This window comes from Arenimonas fontis (assembly GCF_008386465.1).
Taxonomy (GTDB): Bacteria; Pseudomonadota; Gammaproteobacteria; order Xanthomonadales; family Xanthomonadaceae; genus Arenimonas; species Arenimonas fontis.
The window spans coordinates 342,292-367,115 of record NZ_VUOD01000002.1 but is presented as its reverse complement, the minus strand read 5'-3'; the positions used below and the strand labels follow the sequence as shown (position 1 = coordinate 367,115).

24 protein-coding genes are annotated in these 24,824 nt (G+C 71.3%); 14 read left to right on the top strand and 10 right to left on the bottom strand.

The features are described 5' to 3' along the window. Complete coding sequence (locus F0415_RS04140; protein WP_149859915.1) at positions 1-717, top strand: hypothetical protein; 717 nt, start codon at positions 1-3, stop codon at positions 715-717. Here F0415_RS04140 and lpxH read toward each other — a convergent pair. Together lpxH and F0415_RS04130 are read right to left on the bottom strand one after the other, a co-directional pair. Further along, positions 714-1,430 carry a UDP-2,3-diacylglucosamine diphosphatase gene (gene lpxH, locus F0415_RS04135; RefSeq protein ID WP_149859914.1) on the bottom strand — a complete coding sequence of 239 codons (717 nt, stop codon included), beginning with the start codon at positions 1,428-1,430 and terminating at the stop codon, positions 714-716. The genes F0415_RS04140 and lpxH overlap by 4 nt on opposite strands. Then, positions 1,427-2,137 (bottom strand): peptidylprolyl isomerase, encoded by a 711-nt coding sequence (locus F0415_RS04130; RefSeq protein ID WP_246149853.1) that lies wholly within the window; start codon positions 2,135-2,137, stop codon positions 1,427-1,429. Before F0415_RS04130 ends, lpxH begins: the two co-directional genes overlap by 4 nt. A 93-nt stretch (positions 2,138-2,230) precedes the next feature. Between F0415_RS04130 and F0415_RS04125 the strand changes: the two genes are divergently transcribed. The 4 genes from F0415_RS04125 (at position 2,231) to F0415_RS04110 (ending at position 6,067) form a co-directional block, all read left to right on the top strand. Next, positions 2,231-2,659: a DUF4399 domain-containing protein gene (locus F0415_RS04125; RefSeq protein WP_149859913.1), complete on the top strand. Its 429-nt coding sequence runs from the start codon at positions 2,231-2,233 to the stop codon at positions 2,657-2,659. A 191-nt stretch (positions 2,660-2,850) separates the two neighbouring features. Next, on the top strand, positions 2,851-4,251 hold the full coding sequence (gene gltX / locus F0415_RS04120; protein ID WP_149859912.1) for a glutamate--tRNA ligase: 1,401 nt from the start codon (positions 2,851-2,853) through the stop codon (positions 4,249-4,251). 71 nt (positions 4,252-4,322) lie between these two features. Next, positions 4,323-4,811, top strand: a complete 489-nt coding sequence (locus F0415_RS04115; protein WP_149859911.1) for a Fur family transcriptional regulator — start codon at positions 4,323-4,325, stop codon at positions 4,809-4,811. Beyond that, the gene (locus tag F0415_RS04110) at positions 4,787-6,067 is read left to right on the top strand and encodes a succinylglutamate desuccinylase/aspartoacylase family protein (protein ID WP_149859910.1); all 1,281 of its coding nucleotides are present in this window, start codon (positions 4,787-4,789) and stop codon (positions 6,065-6,067) included. The genes F0415_RS04115 and F0415_RS04110 overlap by 25 nt, the downstream gene beginning before the upstream one ends. A gap of 43 nt (positions 6,068-6,110) precedes the next feature. Here F0415_RS04110 and F0415_RS04105 read toward each other — a convergent pair whose 3' ends face one another. Further along, positions 6,111-8,201, bottom strand: coding sequence for a TonB-dependent receptor (locus F0415_RS04105; protein ID WP_149859909.1), 2,091 nt, complete (start codon positions 8,199-8,201; stop codon positions 6,111-6,113). Positions 8,202-8,276: 75 nt separating this feature from the next. On the opposite strand from F0415_RS04105, the gene F0415_RS04100 reads away from it, so the two are divergent. Then, positions 8,277-8,687 (top strand): MerC domain-containing protein, encoded by a 411-nt coding sequence (locus F0415_RS04100; protein WP_149859908.1) that lies wholly within the window; start codon positions 8,277-8,279, stop codon positions 8,685-8,687. 95 nt (positions 8,688-8,782) lie between these two features. Then, positions 8,783-8,962 carry a 30S ribosomal protein THX gene (locus F0415_RS04095; RefSeq protein WP_149859907.1) on the top strand — a complete coding sequence of 60 codons (180 nt, stop codon included), beginning with the start codon at positions 8,783-8,785 and terminating at the stop codon, positions 8,960-8,962. 105 nt (positions 8,963-9,067) lie between these two features. On the opposite strand, the gene hutI is transcribed toward F0415_RS04095, so the two are convergent. Both hutI and F0415_RS04085 read right to left on the bottom strand, forming a co-directional pair. Continuing rightward, complete coding sequence (gene hutI / locus F0415_RS04090) at positions 9,068-10,309, bottom strand: imidazolonepropionase (protein ID WP_149859906.1); 1,242 nt, start codon at positions 10,307-10,309, stop codon at positions 9,068-9,070. Further along, positions 10,306-11,466, bottom strand: a complete 1,161-nt coding sequence (locus F0415_RS04085) for a CaiB/BaiF CoA transferase family protein (protein WP_149859905.1) — start codon at positions 11,464-11,466, stop codon at positions 10,306-10,308. The genes hutI and F0415_RS04085 overlap by 4 nt, the downstream gene beginning before the upstream one ends. 48 nt (positions 11,467-11,514) lie before the next feature. Between F0415_RS04085 and F0415_RS04080 the strand changes: the two genes are divergently transcribed. From F0415_RS04080 to F0415_RS04055, 6 genes are all read left to right on the top strand, one after another. Then, the gene (locus F0415_RS04080; RefSeq protein ID WP_149859904.1) at positions 11,515-12,792 is read left to right on the top strand and encodes a formimidoylglutamate deiminase; all 1,278 of its coding nucleotides are present in this window, start codon (positions 11,515-11,517) and stop codon (positions 12,790-12,792) included. A 112-nt stretch (positions 12,793-12,904) separates the two neighbouring features. Further along, the gene (locus F0415_RS04075; protein WP_149859903.1) at positions 12,905-14,143 is read left to right on the top strand and encodes a sensor histidine kinase; all 1,239 of its coding nucleotides are present in this window, start codon (positions 12,905-12,907) and stop codon (positions 14,141-14,143) included. Then, positions 14,140-14,901: a LytR/AlgR family response regulator transcription factor gene (locus tag F0415_RS04070; protein ID WP_149859902.1), complete on the top strand. Its 762-nt coding sequence runs from the start codon at positions 14,140-14,142 to the stop codon at positions 14,899-14,901. The genes F0415_RS04075 and F0415_RS04070 overlap by 4 nt, the downstream gene beginning before the upstream one ends. A gap of 91 nt (positions 14,902-14,992) precedes the next feature. Continuing rightward, positions 14,993-15,349 (top strand): hypothetical protein, encoded by a 357-nt coding sequence (locus F0415_RS04065; RefSeq protein WP_149859901.1) that lies wholly within the window; start codon positions 14,993-14,995, stop codon positions 15,347-15,349. 297 nt (positions 15,350-15,646) lie between these two features. Further along, entirely contained in the window at positions 15,647-17,317 is a 1,671-nt protein-coding gene (gene hutU / locus F0415_RS04060; RefSeq protein WP_149859900.1) for a urocanate hydratase, read from the top strand. A gap of 123 nt (positions 17,318-17,440) precedes the next feature. Beyond that, positions 17,441-18,259: a hypothetical protein gene (locus tag F0415_RS04055; RefSeq protein WP_246149851.1), complete on the top strand. Its 819-nt coding sequence runs from the start codon at positions 17,441-17,443 to the stop codon at positions 18,257-18,259. An 86-nt stretch (positions 18,260-18,345) separates the two neighbouring features. Here F0415_RS04055 and F0415_RS04050 read toward each other — a convergent pair whose 3' ends face one another. Together F0415_RS04050 and F0415_RS04045 are read right to left on the bottom strand one after the other, a co-directional pair. Continuing rightward, positions 18,346-18,579, bottom strand: coding sequence for an RNA-binding S4 domain-containing protein (locus F0415_RS04050; protein ID WP_149859899.1), 234 nt, complete (start codon positions 18,577-18,579; stop codon positions 18,346-18,348). Between the two features lie 15 nt (positions 18,580-18,594). Next, on the bottom strand, positions 18,595-19,488 hold the full coding sequence (locus tag F0415_RS04045; protein ID WP_149859898.1) for a LysR substrate-binding domain-containing protein: 894 nt from the start codon (positions 19,486-19,488) through the stop codon (positions 18,595-18,597). Between the two features lie 103 nt (positions 19,489-19,591). Here F0415_RS04045 and F0415_RS04040 point away from each other — a divergent pair, with 103 nt between their 5' ends. Then, positions 19,592-20,485, top strand: coding sequence for a DMT family transporter (locus F0415_RS04040; RefSeq protein WP_149859897.1), 894 nt, complete (start codon positions 19,592-19,594; stop codon positions 20,483-20,485). Positions 20,486-20,954: 469 nt separating this feature from the next. Here the strand turns inward: F0415_RS04040 and F0415_RS04035 are convergent, their stop codons facing one another. The 3 genes from F0415_RS04035 to F0415_RS04025 are packed head-to-tail and all read right to left on the bottom strand — an operon-like array spanning position 20,955 to position 24,777. Beyond that, positions 20,955-22,283 carry an NTP/NDP exchange transporter gene (locus F0415_RS04035; protein ID WP_246149849.1) on the bottom strand — a complete coding sequence of 443 codons (1,329 nt, stop codon included), beginning with the start codon at positions 22,281-22,283 and terminating at the stop codon, positions 20,955-20,957. Continuing rightward, a complete protein-coding gene (locus F0415_RS04030) occupies positions 22,255-23,214 on the bottom strand; it encodes an aldo/keto reductase (RefSeq protein WP_246149847.1) in 960 nt (319 codons plus the stop codon). Before F0415_RS04030 ends, F0415_RS04035 begins: the two co-directional genes overlap by 29 nt. 45 nt (positions 23,215-23,259) lie before the next feature. After that, positions 23,260-24,777, bottom strand: coding sequence for an esterase/lipase family protein (locus F0415_RS04025; protein ID WP_149859896.1), 1,518 nt, complete (start codon positions 24,775-24,777; stop codon positions 23,260-23,262). Positions 24,778-24,824 lie beyond the last annotated feature (47 nt).

Here is a 24,824-nt window from a genome sequence, read left to right as displayed (position 1 = left end):
ATGCGTTCGATCTTCGCCCTTTCGCTGGCCCTGGCCCTGACGGCCTGCGCCGCGCCCGCGCCGCCGGATCCGGCCGTGGACGAACAGGCCGGCGCCGCCCTGCTGGCCCGGTACGAGCAGGCCCGTGCCGACGGCAATCCCGAGCTGGCCGAACGCCTGGGCAACGAACTCGACGACCGCCACGGCAAGACCGCCGCCGCCGCGACGATGCGCGAGAGCATCGGGGAGGTGCGCCGGCAGGCCGAGGCCCTGCGCGGGAAGCGCCGCCTGGCCGGCCTGTGGGACTACCAGTCGGTGCCGGTGCCCGGCGGCACCCAGCACACGGCGGCCATTTACAGCCGGGTACCGGCCTGGTCCGAGGACAGCGGCCTGCCGCCGCCGCGTCCGGACGCACGCCTGATCCTGCGCCGGCATCCGCAGTGGGGCGACAGCGCCTACCTGGTGCTGCAGATGCGCGAACTGCGTTGCGGCCCGCCCTGCGAACTCTCCGTCCGCTTCGATGAGGGCGAAGCGCAGCGCTTCGCCGGCGAGCCGGCCGATACCGGCACCGGCCCGGCCCTCTTCATCGAGGACCGCGAGCGTTTCCTGGATGCCCTGGACGCTGCCGCCGAGGTGCACATCCAGCTGCCGCAGTCGGGCGCGCTGAGGCCCAGCTTTTCCTTCGAGGTCGGCGGCTTCGACCGCGCCCGTCACGAAGCCGGCGCGGTGGCCGACTAAAGCCCGCCGAGGGCGAAACCGTCGGTGTCCACGCGCAGCACCGAGGCCTGTTCGTACCAGTCGCCGAGCACGATGCGGGTGGCGGGCCGGCCGTCCAGCAGCAGCTGGTGGATGGCCGGGCGGTGGGTGTGGCCGTGGATGAGGCGTTGTACGCCATAGCGGCACATGGTCGCTTCGACCGTCGCCGGGCTGACATCGGTGATGCTTTCCGACACACCCTGCTGGTGCGCCCGGCTGGCCGCGCGCGCCTGCGCGGCGAAGGCCTTGCGCGCTTCCAGCGGCTGCGCCAGGAACCGTTCCTGCCAGCCCGGATCGCGCACCTGCCGGCGGAAGGCCTGGTAGGCGGTGTCGTCGGTGCACAGCTGGTCGCCGTGCATCAACAGGGTGGGCTGACCGTACAGCGAAAGCACGCAGGGATCGGGCAGCAGGGTGGCGTGGCAGCGTTCGGCCATGCGCGGGCCGAACAGGAAGTCGCGATTGCCGCGCATCAGGAACACCGGCACGCCGCTGTCGGCCAGGGCGGTCAGCGCCGCGCAGACGCCGGCGCCCGGCTCGCCCGGATCGTCGTCGCCGAGCCAGGCCTCGAACAGGTCGCCGAGGATGTACAGGGCCTCGGCGCGCCGGGCCTCCCCGGCCAGCAGGCCGAGGAAGGCCAGGGTGGCCTCGGGCCGGGCCGGGTCCAGGTGCAGGTCGGAGACGAACAGCGTGCTCACGGGCGCCGCCCCGCATCCCCGGCCTGCGCATCGGCGGCGGGGCTGGCGGCGGGCGCCGCCCCGATCACCTGCACGCGCTCGATCACCACCGGCGTCTGCGGGACCCAGGCCGGGAACGGACCCTGGGCGCCGGTCGGCACGGCGGCGATCCGGTCCAGCACCTCCATGCCCTGGACCACGCGGCCGAAGACGGCGTAGCCGGCCGTGTAGGGGTCACCGCCCGGCCGGCCCTCGAACTGGGGGTTGTCGGCCAGGTTGATGAAGAACTGTGTGGTCGCCGAATCCAGCACGCCGCGGTCGCGGGCGGCGGCGATACTGCCGCGCCGGTGCGGGAGGCCATTGCCGCCCTCGTGCGGCACCGGATCGCGCACCGGCTTTTGCTGCAGGTCGGGCGTGAAGCCGCCGCCCTGCGCCAGCAGGCCGGGTACCACGCGGTGGAAGACGGTGCCGTTGTAGTGGCCTTCGGTCGCGTAGGCCAGGAAATTGGCGACGGTGCGCGGCGCGGCGACCGGGTCGAGCTCCAGCAGCAGCTCACCCAGCGAGGTCACCATCAGCACGCGCGGCGCGGCGGCGGGTTCGGTGTCGGGCAGGGTTGCCGGCGGCGCGGACGGCCCGGCGCCGGACACGGGCGGCGGCGCCGGTGCGGCGGCCAGCGTGCCGGCCAAGGCAAGCCAGGCCATCAGGGTCAGCAGGGAGCGGAGGAACATCCGCGGCTCCGGTCTCGGGTGCGTTCATGGTAGCGCAGGCGCCGGGGCCGCCGCCCCGGCTATGCTGACCGTTCCCGTATCGAGGAGATCGCCATGCGCATGCCGCTTTCCTGCCTGACCCTCGTGCTCGCCCTGTGGGCCGCTCCCCTGGCCGCTGCCGAGCTGCCGCGGTCGCCGGCGCCGGAAGACGCCGAACTCTATTTCATCTCGCCGAGCGACGGCGAGGTGGTGAAGGGGCCGGTGACCGTGCGCTTCGGCCTGCGCGGCATGGGCGTGGCGCCGGCCGGCATCATCGCCGAGGGCACCGGCCACCATCACCTGATCGTGAACGCGCCGTTGCCGCCGGCCGGGCTGCCGATCCCGAACGATGCCCATCACCTGCACTTCGGCAAGGGCCAGACCGAAACCACGCTGGAGCTGCCGCCGGGCAAGCACACGCTGCAGTTGCTGCTGGGCGACCACGCGCACATCCCGCACGACCCCGTCGTGGCGTCGGAGCTCATCACCATCACCGTGGAGTAACCCGCGGCCTGCCCCGTGACCGCGGGTTGACGGGACACCTGCTGGCGGATGCCGTCGGCCCCGGGGGCTGGAGGCTTGGCGGGTGGCGGCGCCGCGATGCGAGGGGGCGTCCCGTCGGCCCCTGCTCACCGGGCGGCCGGCCGGGTTGGCGTAAAATGCCGGGCTTCCTGCGACCTTCAGAGCCCGGCCCGATGACTTGCCGTACCCGCTTTGCTCCCAGCCCCACCGGATTCCTGCACATCGGCGGCGCCCGCACGGCCCTTTACTGCTGGCTGGAGGCGCGCCGGCGCGGCGGCAAGTTCATCCTGCGCATCGAGGATACCGACCGCGAGCGCAGCACCCAGGCGGCCATCGACGCCATCCTCGAGGCCATGGACTGGCTGGGCCTGGATTACGACGAGGGCCCCTTCTACCAGACGCAGCGGCTGCAACGTTACCGCGAGGTGGCGCAGCAGCTGCTGGATGCCGGCAAGGCCTATTACGCCTACGAGACCAGGGAAGAGCTGGAGGCCATGCGCGAGGAGGCGATGGCCAGGGGCCTGAAGCCCCGTTACAACGGCGCCTACCGCGATGCCGGCGCGCCGTATCGCGATGATCCGAACCGGGTGATCCGCTTCAAGAACCCGCTGCACGGCGAGGTGGTCTTCCACGACAAGATCAAGGGCCGGATCGCCTGGAGCAACGAGGAGCTGGACGACCTGGTGATCTTCCGCTCCGACGGCTACCCCACCTACAACTTCGCGGTGGTGGTGGACGACATGGACATGGGCATCACCGACGTGATCCGCGGCGACGACCACGTCAACAACACACCGCGCCAGATCAACATCTACGAGGCCCTGGGCGTGCCGGTGCCGCATTTTGCCCACATGCCGATGATCCTCGACCCGGAGGGCGCCAAGCTGAGCAAGCGGCACGGCGCCGCCAACGTCATGCAGTACCGCGAGGAAGGCTACCTGCCGCACGCGCTGGTGAACTACCTGGTGCGGCTGGGCTGGTCGCACGGCGACCAGGAGATCTTCAGCCGCGGGGAGATGATCTCGCTGTTCAGGATCGAGGACGTCAACCAGAAGGCCTCGCGCCTGGATCCGGTCAAGCTGGGTTGGCTCAACCAGCACTACATGAAGACGGACGATCCGGCCGTGGTGGCCGCGCACCTGGAGCCGCAACTGCTCGCCGCCGGTTACGACCTGGCCTCCGGTCCGGCGCCGGCCGAGGTGGTGGTGGCCTTGCGCGACCGCGTGCACACGCTGAAGGAAATGGCCGAGCGCGCCGCCGTCTGGTACCGGCCGCTGAGCGAATACGACGAGAAGGCCGTGGCCAAGCACCTGGTCGCCGCCGCCCGGGCGCCGCTGTCGGCGGTGCGCAGCGGCCTGGCCGCGCTGAAGGAGTGGAGCCCGGAGGCCGTGCACGGGGTGATCGAGGCCGCCGCTGCCGAGCTCGGCCTGGGTATGGGCAAGGTGGCACAGCCCCTGCGCGTGGCCATCACCGGCACCCAGGTCAGCCCCTCCATCGACCATACCGTCTACCTGGCCGGGCGGGACCAGGCCCTGGCCCGCATCGATGCCGCCCTGGCGCGCATCGCCGACTGAACCGATGGCTGGCCGCATTTGATTTCCTGGCCGCATTTGATTTCGGACCGGACCCGGCCCACCCTAGACCCATGCCCAGGCCGCGCACGCTGCATCCCTGCACCGACCCCGCGCACCACGTGCACGGGGCGGACGACTATGTGCGCGCGGTCGAACGCGCCTGCGAGGAACGCGGCCTGCGCCTGACCCCGCTGCGGGCCCAGGTGCTGGGCCTGATAGCCGAGGCCGGCCGGCCGATGAAGGCCTACGAGCTGCTGGAGGCGATGAAGCAGGAAAACGGCAGCAGCGCCCCGCCCACCGTTTATCGGGCCTTGGATTTCCTGCTCGACCAGGGTTTCATCCATCGCCTGGCCTCGGTGAACGCCTTCGTCGGCTGCCATCATCCGCAGGTACGGCACTCGGTGCCCTTCCTGATCTGCGACCGCTGCCATTCCGCGACCGAGCTCGAGGACGCCCGCGTCACCGCCTTGCTGGACGAGCAGGCGCGTGCCCTGGGTTTCCGTCCGCGGGCCCAGACCCTCGAGGTACATGGCCTGTGCGCCACCTGTTCTGCGGCCTGAGTCTGGCCTTCACACTCGTCGGCGCGGCTCCGCAGGCGCCGGCCGTCGCCCAGGACTATCCGATCGATCCGCCCGGCGGCGGCGAGGCGGAACGGCGTCTTCCGCCGATCGGCATCGTCGCCCCAGACCTGCTGGCCGAGCAGGCGCCGCCCCTGGTCACGCCGCTGGCCATCCTGGATCGGCTGGTGGTGCCCGGTACGCGCATGCAGCTGGAGTGGCGCCCGGCCGGCGGCATCAGCAACGCCGAGATTCCCAGCCCGGTGATCGTCGCCCGCGGCGCGCTGCCGGGACCGGTGCTGTGCCTGACCGCTGGCGTGCACGGCGACGAGATCAACGGCGTGGAGACGGTGCGCCGGCTGGCGCACTCGGTGGATCCGACCCGGCTGTCGGGTACGGTCATCGGCGTGCCCATCGTCAACGTGTTCGGTTATTCGCGCGGCAGCCGTTACCTGCCGGACCGGCGCGACCTGAACCGGTATTTCCCGGGGAGCCCGCGCGGCTCGATCGCCTCTCGCATCGCCTGGTCCTTCTTCCAGGACATCGTCCGGCACTGCGACATGCTGGTGGACTTCCACACCGGCAGTTTCGAGCGCAGCAACCTGCCGCAGGTGCGGGCGGACCTGACCCGCCCCGAGGTGCTGGAGTTCAGCCGCGGCTTCGGCGACACCGTGGTCCTGCACAGCCCGGGTAACCGCGGCATGTTGCGGGTGGCCGCCACCGCGGCCGGCATCCCGGCGGTCACCTTCGAGGCCGGTGCGCCGCAGCGGCTGGAGCCGGCCGAGATCGCCGAGTCGGTGGCGGCGATCGAGCGGCTGATGGTCAAGCTGGGGATGGTCGAGGCGCCGGAAGCGCCGGAGGGCGTCGGCGTGGTGGAGCCCGCGCTGCTGGCCGACGAGCCGGAACCGGCGCCGATTTTCCTGGATTCCCGCTGGGTGCGGGTGAACTCCGCGGGCATGCTGATCAGCGAGGTCGCGCTGGGCCAGAGGGTGTTGGCCGGCCAGCGCCTGGGGAGGGTGATCGACCCGGTCGCCAACACCGAGCGCTACCTCCTGGCGCCGGTCGCCGGCCGGGTGATCGGCATGGCCCTGAACCAGGTGGTGCTGCCCGGCTACGCCGCCTTCCATCTCGGTACCGAGACCAGCGAACAGCAGGCAGTGCAGGAGGCGGTGACGCCCTCCAACGGCGACCCTATCGGCGAAGACCCGGAAGACCGGCCGGAACCGGCCGATCCCCAGGACGGCGAGGACTACGAGTAAGGGCCCGCCGGCGCGGGCCCTCCGGTCCGGGGCGGCGCCCGGTTCAGAAGCTCACTCGCAGGCCGGCCATCAGGTTGCGGCCCGGCAGCGGTGCCAGCTCCTTCAGATAGGAGGTGTGCGAGCGCGCCTCCCGGTCGGTCAGGTTGCGCCCTTCCAGGAAGAGCTCCCAGCCGGCCGCGTCGGTGTCCCAGTGCCAGGCCAGGCCGGCGTCCACCAGGGTATGGCCCTCGGTCGGCTCTTCGTTCGGCGCCACTTCGTCCTGCTTGGCCACCCGGACCGCGCCCAGGCGCGCGCGCCAGCCGCCCAGGCTCCACGCCAGATCCAGCCCGATGCGGGCAGGGGCGATGCGCGGCAGCCGCTCGCCGCCGTCCAGTTCGGCGTCCACGGCGTCGGCAAAGGCGCGCAGTTGCCACAGGCCGGAGGCGCCCTCATGCAGCTCGATCCGCGCCTCGGCTTCCCAGCCGGTGAAGCGGGCATCCGCCTGGGTCCATTGCCGCACCGGCAGTTCGTCCTCCTCCAGGCCGGTGTCGGCCAGGTAGATGAAGCCGTCGTAACGGGTGCGGAACACCGCCAGCTTGCCCTCGAAGCGGCCGTGGTGCAGATGCAGGCCGAGCTCGGCATTGAAGGCGCGCTCGGTGTCCAGTCCGGCATCGCCGATCTCGTAGCTGGCGGTGGCGATGTGCGGGCCGTCCGAGAACAGTTCCTCGGCGGTGGGCGCGCGTTCGGCGCGGTCCAGGTTCAGGCTCAGGTGAACCGCATCATTGAGCTGCCACAGGCCGCCCAGGGCGAGGCTGGTGGCGGAGAACCGCTTGCTCGCGCCGCCCTCGGGACTGACGCGGACGCGATCATGGCGCAGGCCGGTTTCGAGCTTGAAGCGGCCGAACTGGCGTTCCTGCACGGTGAACAGGCCCAGATCGCGGCCGACCGAGGGCGGCACGAAGGCTTCCTCGCCTACGGCAGAGAAATCGCGGTGGCCGTACTGCAGGCCGAAGGCGCCGTTCCAGCCGGCCCATTCGTTCTGGACCAGCTCCAGTCGGGCTTCGGTGCCGGTGTTCTCGAATACCGTGCCGATCTCGCCTTCCTCGATCTCGGCATGCTCGTAGAGGCTGCGCACCAGCCGCCAGTTGAGCTCGCGCAGGCCGGCCACGCCGGTAACGCCGCCGCGGAAGTCGAAGCGGTCCTGGCGCAGGTCGATGCGCACCTGGGCGGCCTCCTCGTGGCCGTGCTCATCGTCCTCGTGTCCGTCCTCTTCTTCCTCGTGGTGTGCATGCGCGCCGGGCGGGATGCCGTAGTTGCTGCGATAGGTGCTGGCGGCGGCACCGAACCAGGCCCGCTCACCGAACCAGCTGGCGCCGACCGCGCCGCCGCGGGTGCGCAGGCTGGTGTTGGGCACGCGCCCGAAGGCCAGGTCGTCGAGGTCGCCGCCTTCCTCCAGTTCTTCCTCCACCAGGTGATCGGACAGCGCGAAACCGGGAATGCGGTAGTCGCCGGCTTCGCGGTAGAAGCCGTCGAAATGCAGGGTCAGCGGGCCGGCATCGCCGTCGAAGCGGGCCATGGCCACCGATTCGTCGGCGGCGCTGCCGTGGCGGATCTCGGCCCGGCCCGAGGTCGCGCGCCCGGCCTGCGCGGTCGGCACGCGGCCGTCCACCACGTTGACGGCGCCGCCGATCGCACCGCTGCCGTAGAGCAGGGCGGCCGGACCCTTGAGGACTTCGATCTGGTCGGCCAGGAAGGGTTCGATCGCCACGGCGTGGTCCACGCTGACGGTGGAGACGTCCATGGAGCCGATGCCGCCGGCCAGGGTCCGCACACGGGCGCCGTCCTGGCCGCGGATGATCGGCCGGCCGACACCGGGACCGAAACTGGAGGACTGTACGCCGGGCAGGCGTTCCAGCGTTTCGCCCAGGGTGCCGGCCTTGCGGGCGTCGAGATCCTCGCCGGCCAGCACCTCGACCGGCCGGGCCAGATCTTCCACGCCCTGGCGCAGGGGCGTGGCCGTGACCCGGACCGCATCGAGGGTGCGAGGGGCGTCGTGTGCGTGGTCCTGCGTCGTTTCGTCGGCCAGGGCCAGGGCGGGCAGGGCCAGCAGCAGGGCGGTCGCGAGGGGACGGGGGCGGGGGAAACGCTGGGGCATGGCGGATTCCGTCGGGATTGCTCGGGGAAGTGGAATGTTATATTGTTTCACTTCCGACGCAATCCCCCGGTCGTCATGTCCACTCCGCTTCTGCCGCGCCGTTTCCGCCTGCCGCCCTGGGCTGACCGCCTCGGCGCCTTCGGCGCCTTCCTGTGCGCGGCGCATTGCGCCCTCATCCCCCTGGCCCTGGCCTTGCTGCCGGCCATGGGGCTGGGCGTGCTGGCCTGGCATGGTTTCGAGCTCGGCTTCGGCGCCCTCGCCACCGTGCTGGCGGTCGGCAGCCTCTGGGCGGGTTACCGCAGTCACCGCGCCTATCATGCCTGGCTGCTGGTGGCGCCCGGTCTGGCCCTGGTCTGGCTGGCCACGCTGTATCCGCCGCTGCACGACGCGCCGTTGCCGCACGCGCTGATGATGACCGTGGGTGGCGTGCTGATCGGTCTGGCCCACCTGGTCAACCTTCGCCTGTCCTGGGGCCATAGCCATTGAGCGGGTGCCGGGTCATTCCCATGCCGGGCGTTGGCCGCAACAGGACCCGGTGATAGGCTACGCGCCCCACGAATCACCACTTGCAAGGAACCGACATGGGCAGGGGCGACAAGAAGACCGCCAAGGGCAAGCGTTACGCCAGCAGCTACGGCAATGTCCGGCCGAAGGCCGCCGCGAAGAAGGCGACCGGCGGCAAGACTGCGGCGGCCGTGAAGGCGCCGGTGGCCAAGGCGCCGGCCCGCAAGACCGCCGCCAGGAAGGCTGCGACCAAGTAATCGGCGTCCTGCCATCGTTGCCGCCCGCGCGGCATCGCTGGCCAGGCGATCGCGAAGCCCCGCTCCGGCGGGGCTTCGGTGTTCATGGCGCGGGAAACGCGGCGCTCAGCCGTGGTGGTGGGCGACGCCGGCGACGTGCACGGCATGGGCCAGGCCACCGCCCAGCCAGTAGGCCAACTCGGCCGGATGCGCGATGTCCCACTGCACGAAGTCGGCGCGCTGGCCGGGCAGCAGCCGGCCGCGGTCATGCAGGCCCAGGGCGCGGGCGGCGTTGACGGTGGCGCCGCGCAGGGCTTCTTCGGGGGTGAGGCGGAAGTGAGTGCAGGCCAGGGACATGGCCAGCCGCAGCGACAGCAGGGGCGATGTGCCGGGATTGAGGTCGCTGGCGACCGCCATCGGCACGGCGTGTTCGCGCAGGGCGGTGATCGGCGGCAGTTGCGTTTCCCGCAGTACGTGGAAGGCGCCGGGCAGCAGCACTGCCACGGTGCCGGCTGCCGCCATGGCGCGCACGGCCTGCTCGTCGGCGTATTCGATGTGGTCGGCCGACAGGCCGCCGAATTCGGCCACCAAGGCCGCGCCGCCGAGGTCGCTGAGCTGGTCGGCGTGCAGCTTCACCGGCAGGCCAAGTCCGCGCGCCACCTCGAACAGCCGCCGTACCTGGGCCGGCGAGAAGCCGATGCCCTCGCAGAAGGCGTCCACCGCGTCCACCAGGCCTTCCGCGTGCAGTTCCGGCAGCCATTCGCAGACGGCGGCGATGTAGTCGTCGGCACGGCCGGCATACTCCGGCGGCAGGGCGTGCGCGGCCAGGCAGGTGGCGCGCACCCCGATGCCCAGTTCCTCGCCGATGCGTCGTGCCACCCGCAGCATCGCCCGCTCGCTGTCGAGGTCCAGGCCGTAGCCGGACTTGATCTCCACCGTGGTGACGCCGTCCGCCAGCAGGGCGCGGGCGCGCGCCAGCGAGGCGGAGAGCAGCCCGGCCTCGTCGGCGGCGCGGGTGGCGCGCACGGTGGAGAGGATGCCGCCGCCCTCACGGGCGATCTGCTCGTAACTGGCACCCTGCAGCCGGCGCTCGAATTCGAGCGCGCGGTCGCCGGCGAACACCAGATGCGTGTGGCAATCCACCAGACCGGGCGTGATCCAGCGCCGCTGCGCCGACTCCACCCGCCGGGCCAGGGCCTCCGGTTCGCCGGGCAGTTCGGCACGCGGACCGGCCCAGGCGATCAGCCCCTCTTTCCAGGCCAGCACGCCGTCCTCGATCGCGCCGTAGGCGCCCAGGTCGTCGCGCAGGGTGGCCAGGCGCGCGTCCAGCAGCAGGCCGTCCCAGGGCGGAGCCAGCCGGCCGATCATCGGATCGCCCCCGCGGCCCGCAGGGCCTCCGGCGAGAAGCCGTAGGCCAGGGCCAGTTCGTCGCTGTGCTGGCCCAGGCGCGGCGGCGCCCGCTCCAGCCGCGGCGGCGAGCCCGAGAGCTTCATCGGACTGCCGACCATGGGAATGCCGTCGATCTCCACGCGCATGCCGCGGCCGTGCGCCACCGGGTGGTCCAGGGCCTGGCGCACCGTGTTGATCGGCGCCGCCGGCACGCCGGCCCTGGCGAACAGTTCCAGCCAGTGCCCGGCCGTCGCGGTGGCGAACAGCGTCGCCAGTTCGCCGCACAAGGCCTCGCGGTTCTCCACCCGGGCGGCGTTGTTGCGGAAGCGTGGCTCGCGCAGCCAGTCTTCCCGGCCCAGGGCTTCGCACAGTTGCACCCAGAGTTTCTCGCTGGCCACCGCCAGCACGAAGGGCCGGTCGGCGGCCTGGAAGGACTGGTAGGGCACGATGCTGGGATGGGCATTGCCAAAGCGTGTTGCGTCGGCGCCGGTGAACAGCACGTTGCCGGCGACATTGGCCAGCATGGACAGCTGGCTGTCGAACAGGGAGACGTCGATGCGCTGGCCCTTGCCGGTCTGCTGGCGTTCGATCAGCGCCGCCAGCACGGCGGTGGCGGCGTACTGGCCGGTGGCCAGGTCGGCCACCGCCACGCCGACCTTGCAGGGCTCGCCGTCGGCCGGGCCGGTGACGGACATCAGCCCGGCTTCGGCCTGCACCACGTAGTCGTAGCCGGGCAAGCTGGCGCCGGGACCTTCCCGGCCGTAGCCCGAGATCGAACAGTAGACCAGGCGCGGATTGATCCTCGACATGTCCTCCCAGCCCACCCCCAGTGATTCGGCGCCGCCGGTGCGGTAGTTCTCCACCAGCACGTCGGCCTCGCGCACCAGGGCTTCCAGCAGCGGCCTCGCCGCCGGCGCGCGCAGGTCTATCGCCAGCGAGCGCTTGTTGCGGTTGCAACAGGCGAAATAAGCCGACATGCCCATGTAAAAGGGCGGGCCGAGGCCGCGGGTGTCGTCGCCCTCGAAAGGTTCGAGCTTGATCACGTCCGCGCCCAGGTCGGCCAGCATCATGCCGCACCAGGGGCCCGCCAGGACCCGGGACAGCTCCAGAACCACGATTCCCGACAGTGCGCCCATGGCGGCGGATTGTATGCGGCCAGGTTGCCGCCGTGCGAAACTGCCGGCATGTCGCAGGCCGTAGAAACCACGCTGTTCGGCCCCGCCGGCTGGCAGCCCTCGGGGCGCGCCGGACGCTGGCAGCTGGCGGCCATGCCGAACCTGCATTCGCACGCGTTCCAGCGGGCAATGGCCGGCCTGGCCGAGCGCCTGGCCAATCCGGAAGACAGCTTCTGGACCTGGCGCGAGCTGATGTACCGCTTTGCCGGCCGGCTCGATCCGGACAGCCAGTACGCGATCGCCTGCCAGCTCTACGCCGAGATGCTGGAAGCCGGCTACGGCACCGTCTGCGAGTTCCACTACCTGCACCACGCGCCCGACGGTCGGCCCTACGAGGATCCGGCGGCGATGTCACGGGCCCTGATCGCGGCAGCCGACGACACCGGCATCCGCCTGACCTTGTTGCCGGTGCTGTACATGAGCGGCGGTTTCGACGGCCGGCCGCTGAGCGAACGGCAGCGCCGGTTCGGCCATTCGCTCGAGGCCTATCTGGCCCTGCTGCAATCGCTGCGCCGGCTGGAACATGACCGCCTGAAAGTCGGCGTGGCCTTGCACAGCCTGCGGGCAGTCCCGGAGGCGCCGATGCGCGAACTGCTGGCCGCGCTGGCCAGCGAGGATCTGCCCATCCACATCCATGTCGCCGAACAGATCGGCGAGGTGCAGGACTGCCTGGCGGTACGCGGCGCCCGTCCGGTCGAATGGTTGCTGGCCAATGCGCCGGTGGACGCGCGCTGGACCCTGGTGCACGCCACCCACCTCAGCCGGGACGAAGTGCGCGGCATCGCCGCCAGCGGCGCCACGGTGGCGATCTGCCCGACGACCGAGGCCAACCTCGGCGACGGCCTGTTTCCCCTGCGCGACTTCCTCGAGGCCGACGGCTGGTTCGGCATCGGCTCGGATTCGCACGTTTCGGTGTCGGTGGTCGAGGAGCTGCGCTGGCTGGAGTATGGCCAGCGCCTGGCCGGCCGGCGCCGCAACGTGGCCGCACTGCCCGGACAGCCCAGCACCGGCGAGCTGCTCTACGGCCGCGCCCTGGCCGGTGGCCTGCGCGCCTGCGGCCAGCCGGGGGGCGGCGACGACCGGGTCACCCTGCTGGCCGAAGCGCCGGCGCTGGCCGGGGCACGACGCCACGACCTGCTCGATCGCTACCTGTTCTGCGGCAACCGCTCGCTGGTGGACGAGGTGGAGGTGGCGGGCCGGCGCCGGGTGGCCGGCGGCCGACATCTGCAGGGCGAGGCCATCGCCGCCCGCTACGCCGACACCCTGCGGCGGCTGCTGGCCGACTGAGGCCGCCGGCCCTCAGGGTTCACGCCGGGCAACGGGGCTTCATCCGGCCCCCTAGCGCCTTCGTCGCAGGTCGCCCCGGCCCTGGCGGCGCGCCGCTATGCTTGCGCCGTCCATGGAAACGACCGTTCGCGATTACCCGCTGTCGCGGCCGCTGCCCGCCGAGGTGCTGGTGGGCGGCGACGCGATCTGGAGCCGTTACCACCGCTACCCGGTGTTCAGCGCCCGCTGGCTGCGTGGGCGCTGCCTGGTATTCGGCAGCGTCATCGCGCTGTTCTCCCTGGTGGCCGGCTTCGGCACCGGGGCCGCCACCCGCGACTGGAGCCTGGCGGTGTTGGCCGGCGGGCACATGTTCCTGGCCTTCCTGTTCATGGCCACCGCCGGTCCGGCCCTGGCCACCCTGGTGCGATACCGGCGCTGGCCGGTGCGGCGGGAACGGGTGGGATTGGTGCTGGCCGTGTTGCTGGGCATGGCCGGCAGTTTCTTGGTGGACCGCTGGGCCTCCGGCTACGTCGAGACCCGCGTTCGCGCGGCCATGGTCGAACAGGGCCTGGCTACCGAGAAGAAGCCGGAGTTCGAGCCGGCGGTAAAGCCGGTGCTGATGGCGATCAACGGCCTGGTGCTGGTCGTCGTGTACGGCCTGTTCGGTGGCGGGCTGGCCTTGCGCGCCTACTTCAGCGAAGGCCGGCGCTGGGCCGCCAACCAGCGCGCCCAGGAGCTGCGGAACCTGCGCGCCGCCAAGCAGCAGTCCGACCTGCGCCTGGGCCTGCTGCAGGCCCAGGTGGAGCCGCATTTCCTGTTCAACACGCTGGCCTCGGTGCGCGCCCTGGTGCGCCAGGATCCGGCCCAGGCCGAGGCCACCCTGGACGCCCTGGTGGACCACCTGCGCGCCACCATCCCGAAGCTGCGCGCCGATGGCGAATCCCTGCTGCATTCCACCCTCGGCCAGCAACTCGACATCTGCGCCAGCTACCTGGCGCTGATGAAACTGCGCATGGGCGGACGCCTGAGTTTCGCCGTCGAAGCCGATTCGGTCCTGCGGGCACAACCGTTTCCGCCGCTGCTGCTGCTGACCCTGGTGGAAAACGCGATCAAACATGGCATCGAGCCGCAACCGGGGCCGGGCCGGATCGAGGTGCGCGCCTCGGCGCGGGGCGAACACCTGGTGGTGAGCGTGGTGGACGACGGAGCCGGCCTTAAGCCAGGCCTGGGCAGCGGTGTCGGTCTGGTCAACGTCCGCGAGCAACTGGCCGCCCGCTACGGCGCCGCCGCCACCTTCAGCCTGCGCGGCCTGGCCGGCGGCCGCGGTGCCGTGGCCACGATCTCCGTTCCGGTCGAGGAGCCGGCGGCATGAGACGCGTCACCGCCATGCTGGCCGAGGACGAGGCGCCGCAGCGCGAGGCGCTGCGCGCCATGCTGGCCCTGGCCTGGCCGGAGCTGGAACTGGTGGCGGTCTGCGAAGACGGCCCGTCGGCGCTGGAGGCCGCGGACGCGCACCGGCCCGCGGTGGCCTTCCTCGATATCCGCATGCCCGGGGTCAGCGGCCTGGACGTGGCCAAGGCAGTGGCCGGGCAGGGTGGGCTGGTGGTGTTCACCACCGCCTACGACGACTACGCCATCCGCGCCTTCGAGACCGGGGCGGTGGACTACCTGCTCAAGCCGGTCACGCCGGATCGGCTGGGGACGGCGGTGCGGCGGCTGCGCGAACGGCTCGCCGATCGCGCCGACACCGGGCTTGCCGCGCGTATCGAGGCCCTGGAGCAGCGCCTGCGTCCGGAAGGCGAGCGGCGGATCCGCTGGATCAGCGCCAGCGTGGGCGACACCGTGCGTATGCTGGGCGTGGACGAGGTGCTGTATTTCCAGGCCCAGGACAAGTACGTGAAGGTGGTGACCGCCGCGGAAGAGGCGATCATCCGCACGCCGCTCAAGGACTTGCTGGCCGGGCTGGATCCGGAGGAGTTCTGGCAGGTGCACCGCGGTGTGGTGGTGCGGGTATCGGCAATAGACCGCGTGCGTCGGGACGAGCTCGGCAAGACCCGGCTCAGCCTGCGTGGCCGGAGCGAGCGTCTGCCGGTCAGCGCGGCCTTCCTGCACCGGTTCCGCGGCATGTGAACGCCGCCCGGCCGCTCAGCTTCCGTCAAGCCAGGGGCCGCCTCCCCGGGCGCATACTCGGTCCGCTTCCCCCGACATCGAGGAGCCCGAGATGAGAACCTCCCTGCTTGCCCTGTTGCTCGCCGCGTCCGGTTTTGCCGTCCACGCCGATGACGCCATGCCCGCCGATGCCTCCAGCCAGGCCCAGGCCGAGGAGGCCGTGCCGGTCCAGGCCGGCCAGGCCGACCAGGCCGCCGCCAAGGCCGGGGAGAACCGGCACGATTGCCTCACCCAAACCGGCTCGCGGCTCAAGCGTCGTGACAGGGACGGCTGCATCAGCGCGCCCGGGCAGGTGATCACCCGCGAAGACATCGACCGCAGCGGCGCAGTGGACACCGCCGACGCCGTTCGTCGCCTCACCACGCGGGGAACGGTGCGCCGCGGCGCCGCGTCCGCCGGCAATCCCTGAATCTCTGCCCCGGGGCCGCCGCCTCGGATCTCCAGGCGCAGTTCCGGGCGCTCCGCTTACGCGCTCGCTCGCAGCCAGACCGGCGCGTCGGGACGGCCGGCAATGCGTTCGTACACGCCGTTGCCGACCCGCCCGACGCCGGCGATGGCGCGCAGGCGCAGGCGGGCGACGTCCATGCCGGCATCCTGGACCGCCGGAGCGGCGGGAACTGGCCGTTTTCGGACATGAAAGGCAGGCGCCGGCGGGCGGGGTGGGCGCCTATAATCCGGAGCCTGTTTTCCCGGAGCCGACCCGCCGATGTCCCGCCCGTCCCGCAAGGATCCCTCCCGCCTCATCCGTGCCCCGCGCGGCAGCGCGCTCAGCTGCCGCTCATGGCTGACCGAGGCGGCCTACCGGATGATCCAGAACAACCTGGATCCGGACGTGGCCGAAAACCCGGCCGAGCTGGTGGTCTACGGCGGCATCGGCCGCGCCGCCCGCGACTGGGAGTGTTTCGATCGCATTCTCGAAACCCTGCGCACGCTCGGCGACGACGAGACCCTGCTGGTGCAGAGCGGAAAGCCGGTCGGCGTGTTTCCTACCCATCCCGACGCACCGCGGGTGCTGATCGCAAATTCCAACCTGGTGCCGCATTGGGCCACCTGGGAACACTTCAACGAACTCGATGCCAAGGGCCTGATGATGTACGGGCAGATGACGGCGGGCTCGTGGATCTACATCGGCTCGCAGGGCATCGTCCAAGGCACCTACGAGACCTTCGCCGAGATGGGCCGCCAGCACTACGGCGGCGACCTCGGCGGCCGCTGGATCCTCACCGCCGGCCTCGGTGGCATGGGCGGCGCCCAGCCCCTGGCGGCGACCATGGCCGGCGCCTGCATGTTGGCCATCGAGTGCCAGCAGAGCCGCATTGACATGCGCCTGCGCACCCGCTACCTGGACGAGCAGGCCAGCGACCTCGACGACGCTCTCGCGCGCATCGAGAAATACACCGCCGAGGGCAAGGCGGTGTCGGTGGGCCTGCTGGGCAACGCCGCCGAGATCCTGCCGGAGCTGGTGCGCCGCGGCGTGCGCCCGGACGCCGTCACCGACCAGACCAGCGCCCACGACCCGCTGCACGGCTATCTGCCGGCCGGCTGGACCGTGGAGGAATGGCTGAGCGCGCAGAAGAACGATCCGCAGCGGGTGATAGACGCCGCCAAGCACTCGATGCGCACGCACGTGGAGGCGATGCTGAACTTCGAGGACATGGGCGTGCCCACCTTCGACTACGGCAACAACATCCGGCAGATGGCCCACGACGCCGGCTGCAAGGACGCCTTCGACTTCCCCGGCTTCGTCCCGGCCTACGTGCGGCCCTTGTTCTGCCGAGGCATCGGCCCGTTCCGCTGGGTGGCCCTGAGCGGCGACCCGGAGGACATCGCGAAGACCGACGCCAAGGTCAAGGAGCTGATCCCCAATGATCCGCACCTGCACCGCTGGCTGGACATGGCGGCGCAGCGCATTTCCTTCCAGGGTCTGCCGGCGCGCATCTGCTGGGTCGGCTTGGGCGACCGCCACCGCCTCGGCCTGGCCTTCAACGAGATGGTGCGCAAGGGCGAGCTGAAGGCGCCGGTGGTGATCGGCCGCGACCACCTGGATTCCGGCTCGGTGGCCAGCCCCAACCGCGAGACCGAGGCCATGCTCGACGGCAGCGATGCCGTGTCCGACTGGCCGCTGCTCAACGCCATGCTCAACGTCGCCGGCGGCGCCACCTGGGTCAGCCTGCACCACGGCGGTGGCGTCGGCATGGGCTTCAGCCAGCATGCCGGTGTGGTCATCGTCTGCGATGGCAGCGAGGCCGCCGACAGGCGCCTCGCCCGCGTGCTCTGGAACGACCCGGGCACCGGCGTCATGCGCCATGCCGACGCGGGCTACGAGATCGCCAAGGCCTGCGCGAAGGAGCAGGGGCTGAAGCTGCCCATGCCGTGATCCTTCCGGCAGCAGGCGGCGGCAGGCCCGATGCGCCTTCTGCGTGCGGCGCGAGCCATGCCGCCCCGGCCGGGCCGCGGGTATATTCCGGCGCATCGTCACCGGCCGAAAGGGGAGGCCGTCATGCGCGTCGTCCTGTTGTTCCTGCTCAGCCTGTCGTCCTGGCCGGTGCTGGCCACGCTCCCAGCCGCCGCGCCGGCCGCGGTCGCGGAGGTGCGGATCGTGGACACCTGGCCGGCGGCCGACGTCGGCGACCTGCCGCGCAACCAGAGCTTCTACGTGCGCCTGTCCTACCGCAGCGACACGCCGGTGGGCATCTGGCTGCGACCGATGTACCGGGGGCAGCCGGCCCGCGCCGGCAGCAATCCGTCCGCCCGCTACATCGGCGAGGGCGAGGCCCTGGGCTGGTTCTTCCTGATGCAACAGGGCGACCAGGTGGACGAGATCCGCGTGGTCGTCGGTGACGGCAGCGGCCTGGGACGCGGCGACTTCGTGGCGGCCAGTCTGCCGGTGAACCTGACCGGCGGCAGCATGCCCGCGGAGGCGACGCCGCCGGAATGGGTGACGCGCCTGAAGGCCGAGGCCGAGGCCGCGGCGGCGGAGGCCCGGCGCCAGGCGGCGCAGCGGCCGATGTCCGCCACGGAAACCGGCCTGACCATCGGCATCATTGTGCTGGGCCTGCTGGTCTGCGTGGGCAGCGTGCTGCTGCCGATCTGGGGCCTGTGGCGCTGGCGCGGACCCTGGCGGCTGGCGGCGGCCGCGCCGGCGGCGATGATGTCGCTGGTGATGCTGAACATCGTCGTGGACGTTATCCGCGACCCGACCTCGCACAACCTCTGGCCTTTCGAGGTGGCGATGTGGGGCGCCGGCAGCGTGGCGGTGATGCTGGTGCTGTTCCTGCTGCGCTGGATGGTCGGCGCCGGTCGGCAGCGGAGGGCATGAGCGCGTAGGGCGGCACGGGCCTGTCCAGGGGCGCGGCTGCCGGCTTCGGTCACCGGCGGATGCGACCGCCGCTGCCGCCACCTCGCTCAGCGCGGTCCGCGGACACGGACCTCCACGTCCCCCAGCCGGATCACCTGGCCGGCCCGGACCTTGGCGGTCTTGCGCAGCTCGACTGCGCCGTCCACGCTGACCGCGCCGCTGGCGACCAGGGCCTTGCCCTGGCCGCCACTGCCGGCCAGCCCGGCCAGCTTCAGCAACTGGTTCAGTTCGACGAAATCGCGGCCGGGTTCGAGCTCGAACTCGATGACGGGCGTGGACATGGGCATGGCCTGGGCTCAGGGGCCGTGTTCGGCGACGTCGCCCAGCAGCCAGCGCACGAAGGCCTGGGCCGCCGGACGCAGGCGCCGGTGCGCCGGGTAGACCACATGGTAGCTCCAGCGGCCGGGCAGCGCCGGGCCGGGCAGCCGCCGCAGCCGGCCGTCGGCCAGGAAGGGCGTGACGATGCGCTCACGCGCCAGCACCGCGCCCAGGCCCTGGGCGGCCGCCTGCAGGGCGCCGGTGCTGTCGGTGAAACGGTAGCGTTCGTCCGGAAGCTGGCCGTGCAGGCCGGCGGCGCGGAACCAGTCGGGCCAGCCCTGGCGGGCAAAGTCGCCGATCAGCGGCAGAGGGGCGATGTCGGCCGGCGCGCGCACGTCGTCCGCTCCCGGAAGGCTGGGTGCGGCGACCGGAAACAGGCATTCGTCCATCAGGAAATGTGCGCTCAGACCCGGCCAGTGGCCAGGGCCATGGCGAATGCCGAGGTCGGGGCCGGTATCGTCGAAGCGGGCCAGGCCGGCCTCGGTCTCGAAGCTCAGCCCGACCTCCGGATGGGCGGCAGCGAACCGCGGCAGCCGCGGCGACAGCCAGCTGTAGGTGAGCGAGTGCAGGGTGGTGATGCGCAGTTGTACCGCCTGTTGCCGGCCGGCGCGCAGCTGCCGCAAGGTGCCTTCCAGGTCGGCCAGGGCATTGCCGGCGGCATCGGCCAGTTGCCGGCCCTCGGCGGTCAGGGAGACGCCGCGGGCATGGCGCTGGAACAGGGTCACGCCCAGCCGCGCTTCCAGCTTGCGTACATGGTGGCTGACCGCGCTGGCGGTCAGGTGCAGTTCCTCGGCGGCATGGGCGAAGTTCTGGTGCCGGGCGGCCGATTCGAAGGCTGCCAGGGTCGGTAGCCAGTCTGAACGAAGCGCCATGGTGAGCCTCAAATATGGTTTGCGGCTGGCGGCGAAAGTATGCGCTTGTGGGCGAACAGGCGCCATGGAGAATGGCATCCCGTCACCAATCTGGTTTGCTGAAATGAGAAACCCGCCCGTCGCCGCTGTCGCCACCGTCCCTGGCATTTCGGCCTGGCGCGTCGCCCTCGAACTGGGCCTGCTGGCGGCGATCTGGGGCGTTTCCTTCATGTTCCAGCGGGTGGCCGCCCCGGAGTTCGGTCCGGCCGCGCTGGTGGAGCTGCGGCTGGGCCTGGGTGCCTTGGTGCTGATGCCCTTTCTGGTTCGGGCCTGGGCTGCCTTTCCGCTGGCGCTGTGGCCACGGCTGGCAGCGGTGGGCGCGATCAACTCGGCGATTCCGTTCGCCCTGTTCGCCTGGGCGGCCGAACGCGCGCCGGCCGGCGTCGGCGCCATCACCAATGCCATGGCGGTGCTGTTCACGGCGCTGGTGGCCTTCCTGTTCTTCCGCGAGCGGATCGGCCCGCGCAAGTCGGCCGCCCTGCTGATCGGCTTCGCCGGCGTGGTGGTGCTGGCGGGCGACAAGGCCCTGGGTCCGAACGTCGGCGTGGCGGCAGCGGCCGGCGCCTTCGCGGCACTCCTGTACGGGGTCGGTGCCAATCTGGTGCCGCGTCTGTTCGGCGGCTTGCCGACGGCCGCAGTGGCCGCCGCCACGCTCGGCTCGGCGGCACTGCTCAGCCTGCCTTTTGCCATCGCGCGCTGGCCGGAAGCCTCGGTGTCGGCAGCGTCCTGGGGTTCGGCGATCGCGCTGGGCGTGGTCTGCACCGGCCTGGCCTACGCGATGTACTACCGACTGATCCAGCGGATCGGTGCGGCGCGTGCGGTCACGGTCACCTATCTGGTGCCGGTGGCGGGCGTGGCCTGGGCCTGGAGTCTGCTCGGCGAGCCGGTCACCTGGCGCATGGGCATCGCCTGCGCGCTCATCCTGGGTTCGGTCGCGCTCAGCCAGAAGAAGGGGTGAGGGCGCGGCGCAGAAGCCGGTGGTGTTCGATTTCGAGGTCGAGTTCAGCAAGGGGGGGGCGGGCTACAGGGCCAGGCGTTCCGGCTGGACATCGAGGGCCCCACACACCACCTCCACCGAGACTGCAACCCGCCGCGGCCGAGGGCCCGGTACTCCGCCGACCCCGAGGATCTCGCCCGCAGCGCAGTCAAAAAAGAGGGCAGGGGGCCGTCCCGAAACGGCGTGCCCTGCCCAAGTCTCGTCAACGCCAGGGGGCGATTGAACGGAATGGTCACCACGACACCCGCGACGAGGAGCGGCATCGGATGTGCGCGCAGGGGAGCACGCAGCCGCAGTGGCTGGCAAGCGCCGACCGGTCTGTAGTGCCGCTGCCACTGTAGAGAATCGCTAACACCACGGGCGGAACATGAGGGTTGCGACAGCACTGCTCAGCAATCCCGGACGAAATTCGCTCAGTAACGCTTTCCAGCTAAGTATCGCTATCGGGTGCCATCCGCTGCTGTGCCCGGGCGAGGGCCGCGCCGGTGGCCGCCCAGGCCAGGGCCAGCGCGGCCCCCATCACTGCCACCACCGCCGGATGGCCGGCCAAGGCGTCCACGCCGGTGCGCACCCAGGCGCTGACCGCATCGGCGCCGCGGTAGACGGCCGTGTCTATGACGTTCTTGGCCTTGTACTTCGCGTCGGCGGGCACGACGGTGAACAGCATTTCCCGACCGGGCCTGGCCAGGGCGTATTCGCCGGCGCGGCGGGTGACCATGACGATGGCGAAGACGGCGAAGGTCGGCGCCAACGCCAGCCATAGGAAACCGAACACCATCACCACCGGCACCAGGGTCAGCAGCACCACCAAGCCGAGACGGCGGACGATGCGGCCGGTAAGGAAGAGCTGGGTGAGGATGGCCAGCGTCTGCACGATGCTGTCGAGCAGGCCGAACACCCGCGTCTGGTCCTCTCGCACCGGGAAGTACAGCTCGACCATGCGCGCCTGTTCGAAGTAGAGGAAGGTGGTGACGCTGGCCAGCAGCACCACGAAGGCGGCGATGCCCAGCAGGTAACGCGAGCGCAGCACGGTGGTGAAGCCGGCGAAGGGATTGCCGCCCAACGGCAGCCGCCGCTGCGAGGTCTCTTCCGGCGAGAGCGGATGCCGGTCGCGCCAGCGCAGCAGCCATAGCGCCGCGCCGGCCGAGGCGAGCAGGAAGGCGGTGCCCAGCAGCATCAGGCCGCCGATGCCCAGCGGCCCGACCAGCAGCACGCTCAGCATCGGGCCGGTCAGACCGCCGGCGCTGGCGCCGGCCGCCATCAGCGCGAACAGGCGCTTGGCCTGGGACAGGGCGAACAGGTCGGCCAGCACGCTCCAGGCCACCGAGATCGTCAGCAGGTTGAACACCGACAGCCAGATGTAGAAGGCGCGGGCGATCCAGGGATTGTCCGGCTGGACGGTGATGGCCGCCGCGAAGGCCAGCAGGTTGGTGGCGAAGAAGCCGTAGGTCCAGGGCAGGATGCGCCGCCGCGATGCCTTCGAGGCGACCCAGCCGAACAGCGGGATCGCTGCCAGCGTGGCGATGAAGGTGCCGGTGAACAGCCATTGCAGGTTCTCCACCCCGCCGGCGATGCCCATGGTCTCGCGCACCGGCCGCAACAGGAAATAGCCGGTGAACAGCAGGAAGAACATCGCCAGGCCGCCGATGGCGGCCGGCAACTCGGCGCTCTGGACGCCCAGCAGGCCGGAGAGGAAGCGCCGCGCCGGCTCCGGCGCGGCTGCGTTGGTGTCAGCGGAACGAGGCGACGAGTTCGGCACGCTGAGCCTCGCTCAACAGCGGCCCGTGCCCGGCCAGCAGGTTGTCGCTCTGGCGATGCGGTTTGCCGGTGGCCGGGATCACCACGGTCACGGCGGGATGGCTGATGACGAACTTCAGGAACATCTGCGCCCAGGAACTCACCGCCACCTCGTCCGCCCAGGCCGGCAACGGCCGGTCCGCGACCCGGGCGAACAGGCGGCCGTCGTCGAAGGCACGGTTGATCATCACCGCCACGCCGTTGTCGGCGGCGGCCGGCAGCACGCGCTTCTCCGCATTGGTGGCGATCACCGAGTAGTTGACCTGGACGAAGTCGGGTTTCTCGGCGGCGATGATGTCGGCCAGCTGGTCGTGCGCCTCGTCGCGGAAATGGGTCAGGCCGACGTACCTCACCTTGCCCTCGGCCTTGAGCTCACGGGCCAGGGCCAGCTGGGTGCGCCAATCGCGCAGGTTGTGCACGGCCAGCAGCTCGACCTTGTCGGTGCGCAGCCGGCGCAGCGAGTCGGCGAACTGCGTTTGGCCGGCGGCACGGCCCTCGGCAGCCAGTTTGGTGGCCAGGAAGATGCGCTCACGGATGCCCAGCTCGGCCAGCAGGTCGCCCAGCACGTCCTCGGCATTGGAATAGTTGGGCGAGGTATCGATCACGCTGGCGCCGCCTGCGACGAAACGGCGCAGCACCTCCCGCAGCGGCTCGCGCCCGGCCATGTCCACCTCGAAGCTGCCGGAGGTGCCGGCGCCGATCACCGGGATCAGCTCGCCGCTGGAGGGAATGGCGCGTTTGAGCATGGAGCCTGCGGCCGGCGCCGCCAGGGCGGGCAGGGGTCGCAGGGCGGCGGCGCCGGCGACGGCGAGCGCGGCGGCAAGGAATTCACGACGGTCAGTCATTGCGGTGTCCTCCTCGAGCAGGCTTCGGACGATGCTGACGTCGCCCACGTGAACATTTCCTTTGATGGTCACACATGGGCACGGGGCAGGCGCTCAGGGAACGGGGCCGCCGGGCAGGTCCTTGCGGAAGTCCCGGGCAGCCAGGCTGCGGGTCAGGCGGAACACGCCCTCGCGGACGATGCGGCGCATGCGGATGTCGACGATGGTGGTCTGGTTGGGGCGGATCACGTCCAGCAGGCTTTCCAGCCCGGCGCCGAGTTCGGCGGCCCAGTGTCCCACCCAGCCGTCCTCGCTGCGCGGCTGCAGGCGCAGGCCGTAGGGCGGACGCGGGACGCGTTCGCCGCGCAGCACCTTGCCCTTGTCGTCGCGGATCTCCGGGCAGCCCGCCAGGGCGGCATGGTTGAGGAAGAAGGTCAGGTGGCCGGCCGCCCGGCGGTTGCCCTGGCGGTCGGTGAGGAAGCCGGCCGGAAGCTGGTTGGGATCGCCGGCCGGACCGGCGGTCAGCAGCACGTTGAGGTCCGGCAGGCGCGCGCCGCTGTCGTCCAGCAGGCGGACGATCAGCATGGCGTGCGGGTCGTGGATGTAGACGCGGTCGGGCAGCACCGGGATGCGCTCGATCTCCACCCGCCGCTGCGGCTCCTGGTGCAGGGCATTCTCCGCCTCGAACTGCTTGCACAGGGTGGCGTAGTCGTCGTGGTTGCGCACCTTCAGGCAACGCAGGATGGCGTCCACGGTCGGATGCGGCCGGCCGTCGTCGCGCACGCCGGCCATGATGCCCATGTCGGTGCCGCTGTGGGAGGTGCCGGGAATGATGCGGAAGGCGGTGGTCTCGGCGGCGTCGTTGGCGGCCAGACGCAGCTCGCGCAGGCGCTTGCGCGCCGAGGGCAGGGCTTCGCCGGCTCGCAGTTCCGGCTGCTCCAGTACCACGTGCCGGGCATTGAGGTTGGCCGCCGCCAGCCGCACCACGCCGTCGCCGCCCGTTTCGCCGGTGTAGGCGTTGACGTGGTCGTAGAGCTTGCGGTCGATGGCGTCGCCCGAGAGCACGAACTGGAACACCGGCTGGCCGGCGCGGCTCAGCTTCAGCTTCGGGTAATCGTGGATCCAGCGCAGGTTGAGCGCCAGCGATTCCGGACTGGCCAGTTCCAGCCAGTCGAGCACGCCGACACCGGGCTCGACACCGTCGAACCAGGCCTTGATCGCGCCGAGCCGGCCCTTTCCCAGCTGCGCCAGCGCCGAGCCGAAGTTGGCCGGCGCCAGCATGATCAGGTGGCTCATCGGACAGACGTCGGCCTTGCCGGCCCGGATCACGTGCCGGTCCAGCCATTCGCGCAGCACCGGCCCGCCGGTGCTGTGGGTGATGCAGACGAAGCGCCTGCCCTTGCCGACAGCGGCCAGTACCTCGGCGATGGCATGGTCGAAGGCGCGGGCGATGTCGGGAACCGTCACTTCGTCGCGGAAGCTGACGTACTGGCCGAGGTGCACGTGGGCGACGTCGAGGCCGGGCCCGCCGGCGCGCGTGGCCTCGGATTTCAGGCGCGCCGGCAGCTCCCCGTAGGTTGCGGTGCTGGTGACGCTCCAGCCATGGACGAACACGAGCAGGGGCTTGGCCATATCGCGGACTCCGGGGGGCGCACCCATGCTAACGTAGCGCCGGACCG

What these genes read in the sequence shown, in the direction of transcription:
- F0415_RS04140 (WP_149859915.1), top strand. Translation starts at nt 1, where the DNA reads ATGCGTTCGATCTTCGCCCTTTCGCTGGCCCTGGCCCTGACGGCCTGC.
- F0415_RS04130 (WP_246149853.1), bottom strand. Translation starts at nt 2,137, where the DNA reads ATGTTCCTCCGCTCCCTGCTGACCCTGATGGCCTGGCTTGCCTTGGCC.
- F0415_RS04125 (WP_149859913.1), top strand. Translation starts at nt 2,231, where the DNA reads ATGCGCATGCCGCTTTCCTGCCTGACCCTCGTGCTCGCCCTGTGGGCC.
- gltX (WP_149859912.1), top strand. Translation starts at nt 2,851, where the DNA reads ATGACTTGCCGTACCCGCTTTGCTCCCAGCCCCACCGGATTCCTGCAC.
- F0415_RS04115 (WP_149859911.1), top strand. Translation starts at nt 4,323, where the DNA reads ATGCCCAGGCCGCGCACGCTGCATCCCTGCACCGACCCCGCGCACCAC.
- F0415_RS04105 (WP_149859909.1), bottom strand. Translation starts at nt 8,201, where the DNA reads ATGCCCCAGCGTTTCCCCCGCCCCCGTCCCCTCGCGACCGCCCTGCTG.
- F0415_RS04100 (WP_149859908.1), top strand. Translation starts at nt 8,277, where the DNA reads ATGTCCACTCCGCTTCTGCCGCGCCGTTTCCGCCTGCCGCCCTGGGCT.
- F0415_RS04095 (WP_149859907.1), top strand. Translation starts at nt 8,783, where the DNA reads ATGGGCAGGGGCGACAAGAAGACCGCCAAGGGCAAGCGTTACGCCAGC.
- hutI (WP_149859906.1), bottom strand. Translation starts at nt 10,309, where the DNA reads ATGATCGGCCGGCTGGCTCCGCCCTGGGACGGCCTGCTGCTGGACGCG.
- F0415_RS04085 (WP_149859905.1), bottom strand. Translation starts at nt 11,466, where the DNA reads ATGGGCGCACTGTCGGGAATCGTGGTTCTGGAGCTGTCCCGGGTCCTG.
- F0415_RS04080 (WP_149859904.1), top strand. Translation starts at nt 11,515, where the DNA reads ATGTCGCAGGCCGTAGAAACCACGCTGTTCGGCCCCGCCGGCTGGCAG.
- F0415_RS04075 (WP_149859903.1), top strand. Translation starts at nt 12,905, where the DNA reads ATGGAAACGACCGTTCGCGATTACCCGCTGTCGCGGCCGCTGCCCGCC.
- F0415_RS04070 (WP_149859902.1), top strand. Translation starts at nt 14,140, where the DNA reads ATGAGACGCGTCACCGCCATGCTGGCCGAGGACGAGGCGCCGCAGCGC.
- F0415_RS04065 (WP_149859901.1), top strand. Translation starts at nt 14,993, where the DNA reads ATGAGAACCTCCCTGCTTGCCCTGTTGCTCGCCGCGTCCGGTTTTGCC.
- hutU (WP_149859900.1), top strand. Translation starts at nt 15,647, where the DNA reads ATGTCCCGCCCGTCCCGCAAGGATCCCTCCCGCCTCATCCGTGCCCCG.
- F0415_RS04055 (WP_246149851.1), top strand. Translation starts at nt 17,441, where the DNA reads ATGCGCGTCGTCCTGTTGTTCCTGCTCAGCCTGTCGTCCTGGCCGGTG.
- F0415_RS04050 (WP_149859899.1), bottom strand. Translation starts at nt 18,579, where the DNA reads ATGTCCACGCCCGTCATCGAGTTCGAGCTCGAACCCGGCCGCGATTTC.
- F0415_RS04045 (WP_149859898.1), bottom strand. Translation starts at nt 19,488, where the DNA reads ATGGCGCTTCGTTCAGACTGGCTACCGACCCTGGCAGCCTTCGAATCG.
- F0415_RS04040 (WP_149859897.1), top strand. Translation starts at nt 19,592, where the DNA reads ATGAGAAACCCGCCCGTCGCCGCTGTCGCCACCGTCCCTGGCATTTCG.
- F0415_RS04025 (WP_149859896.1), bottom strand. Translation starts at nt 24,777, where the DNA reads ATGGCCAAGCCCCTGCTCGTGTTCGTCCATGGCTGGAGCGTCACCAGC.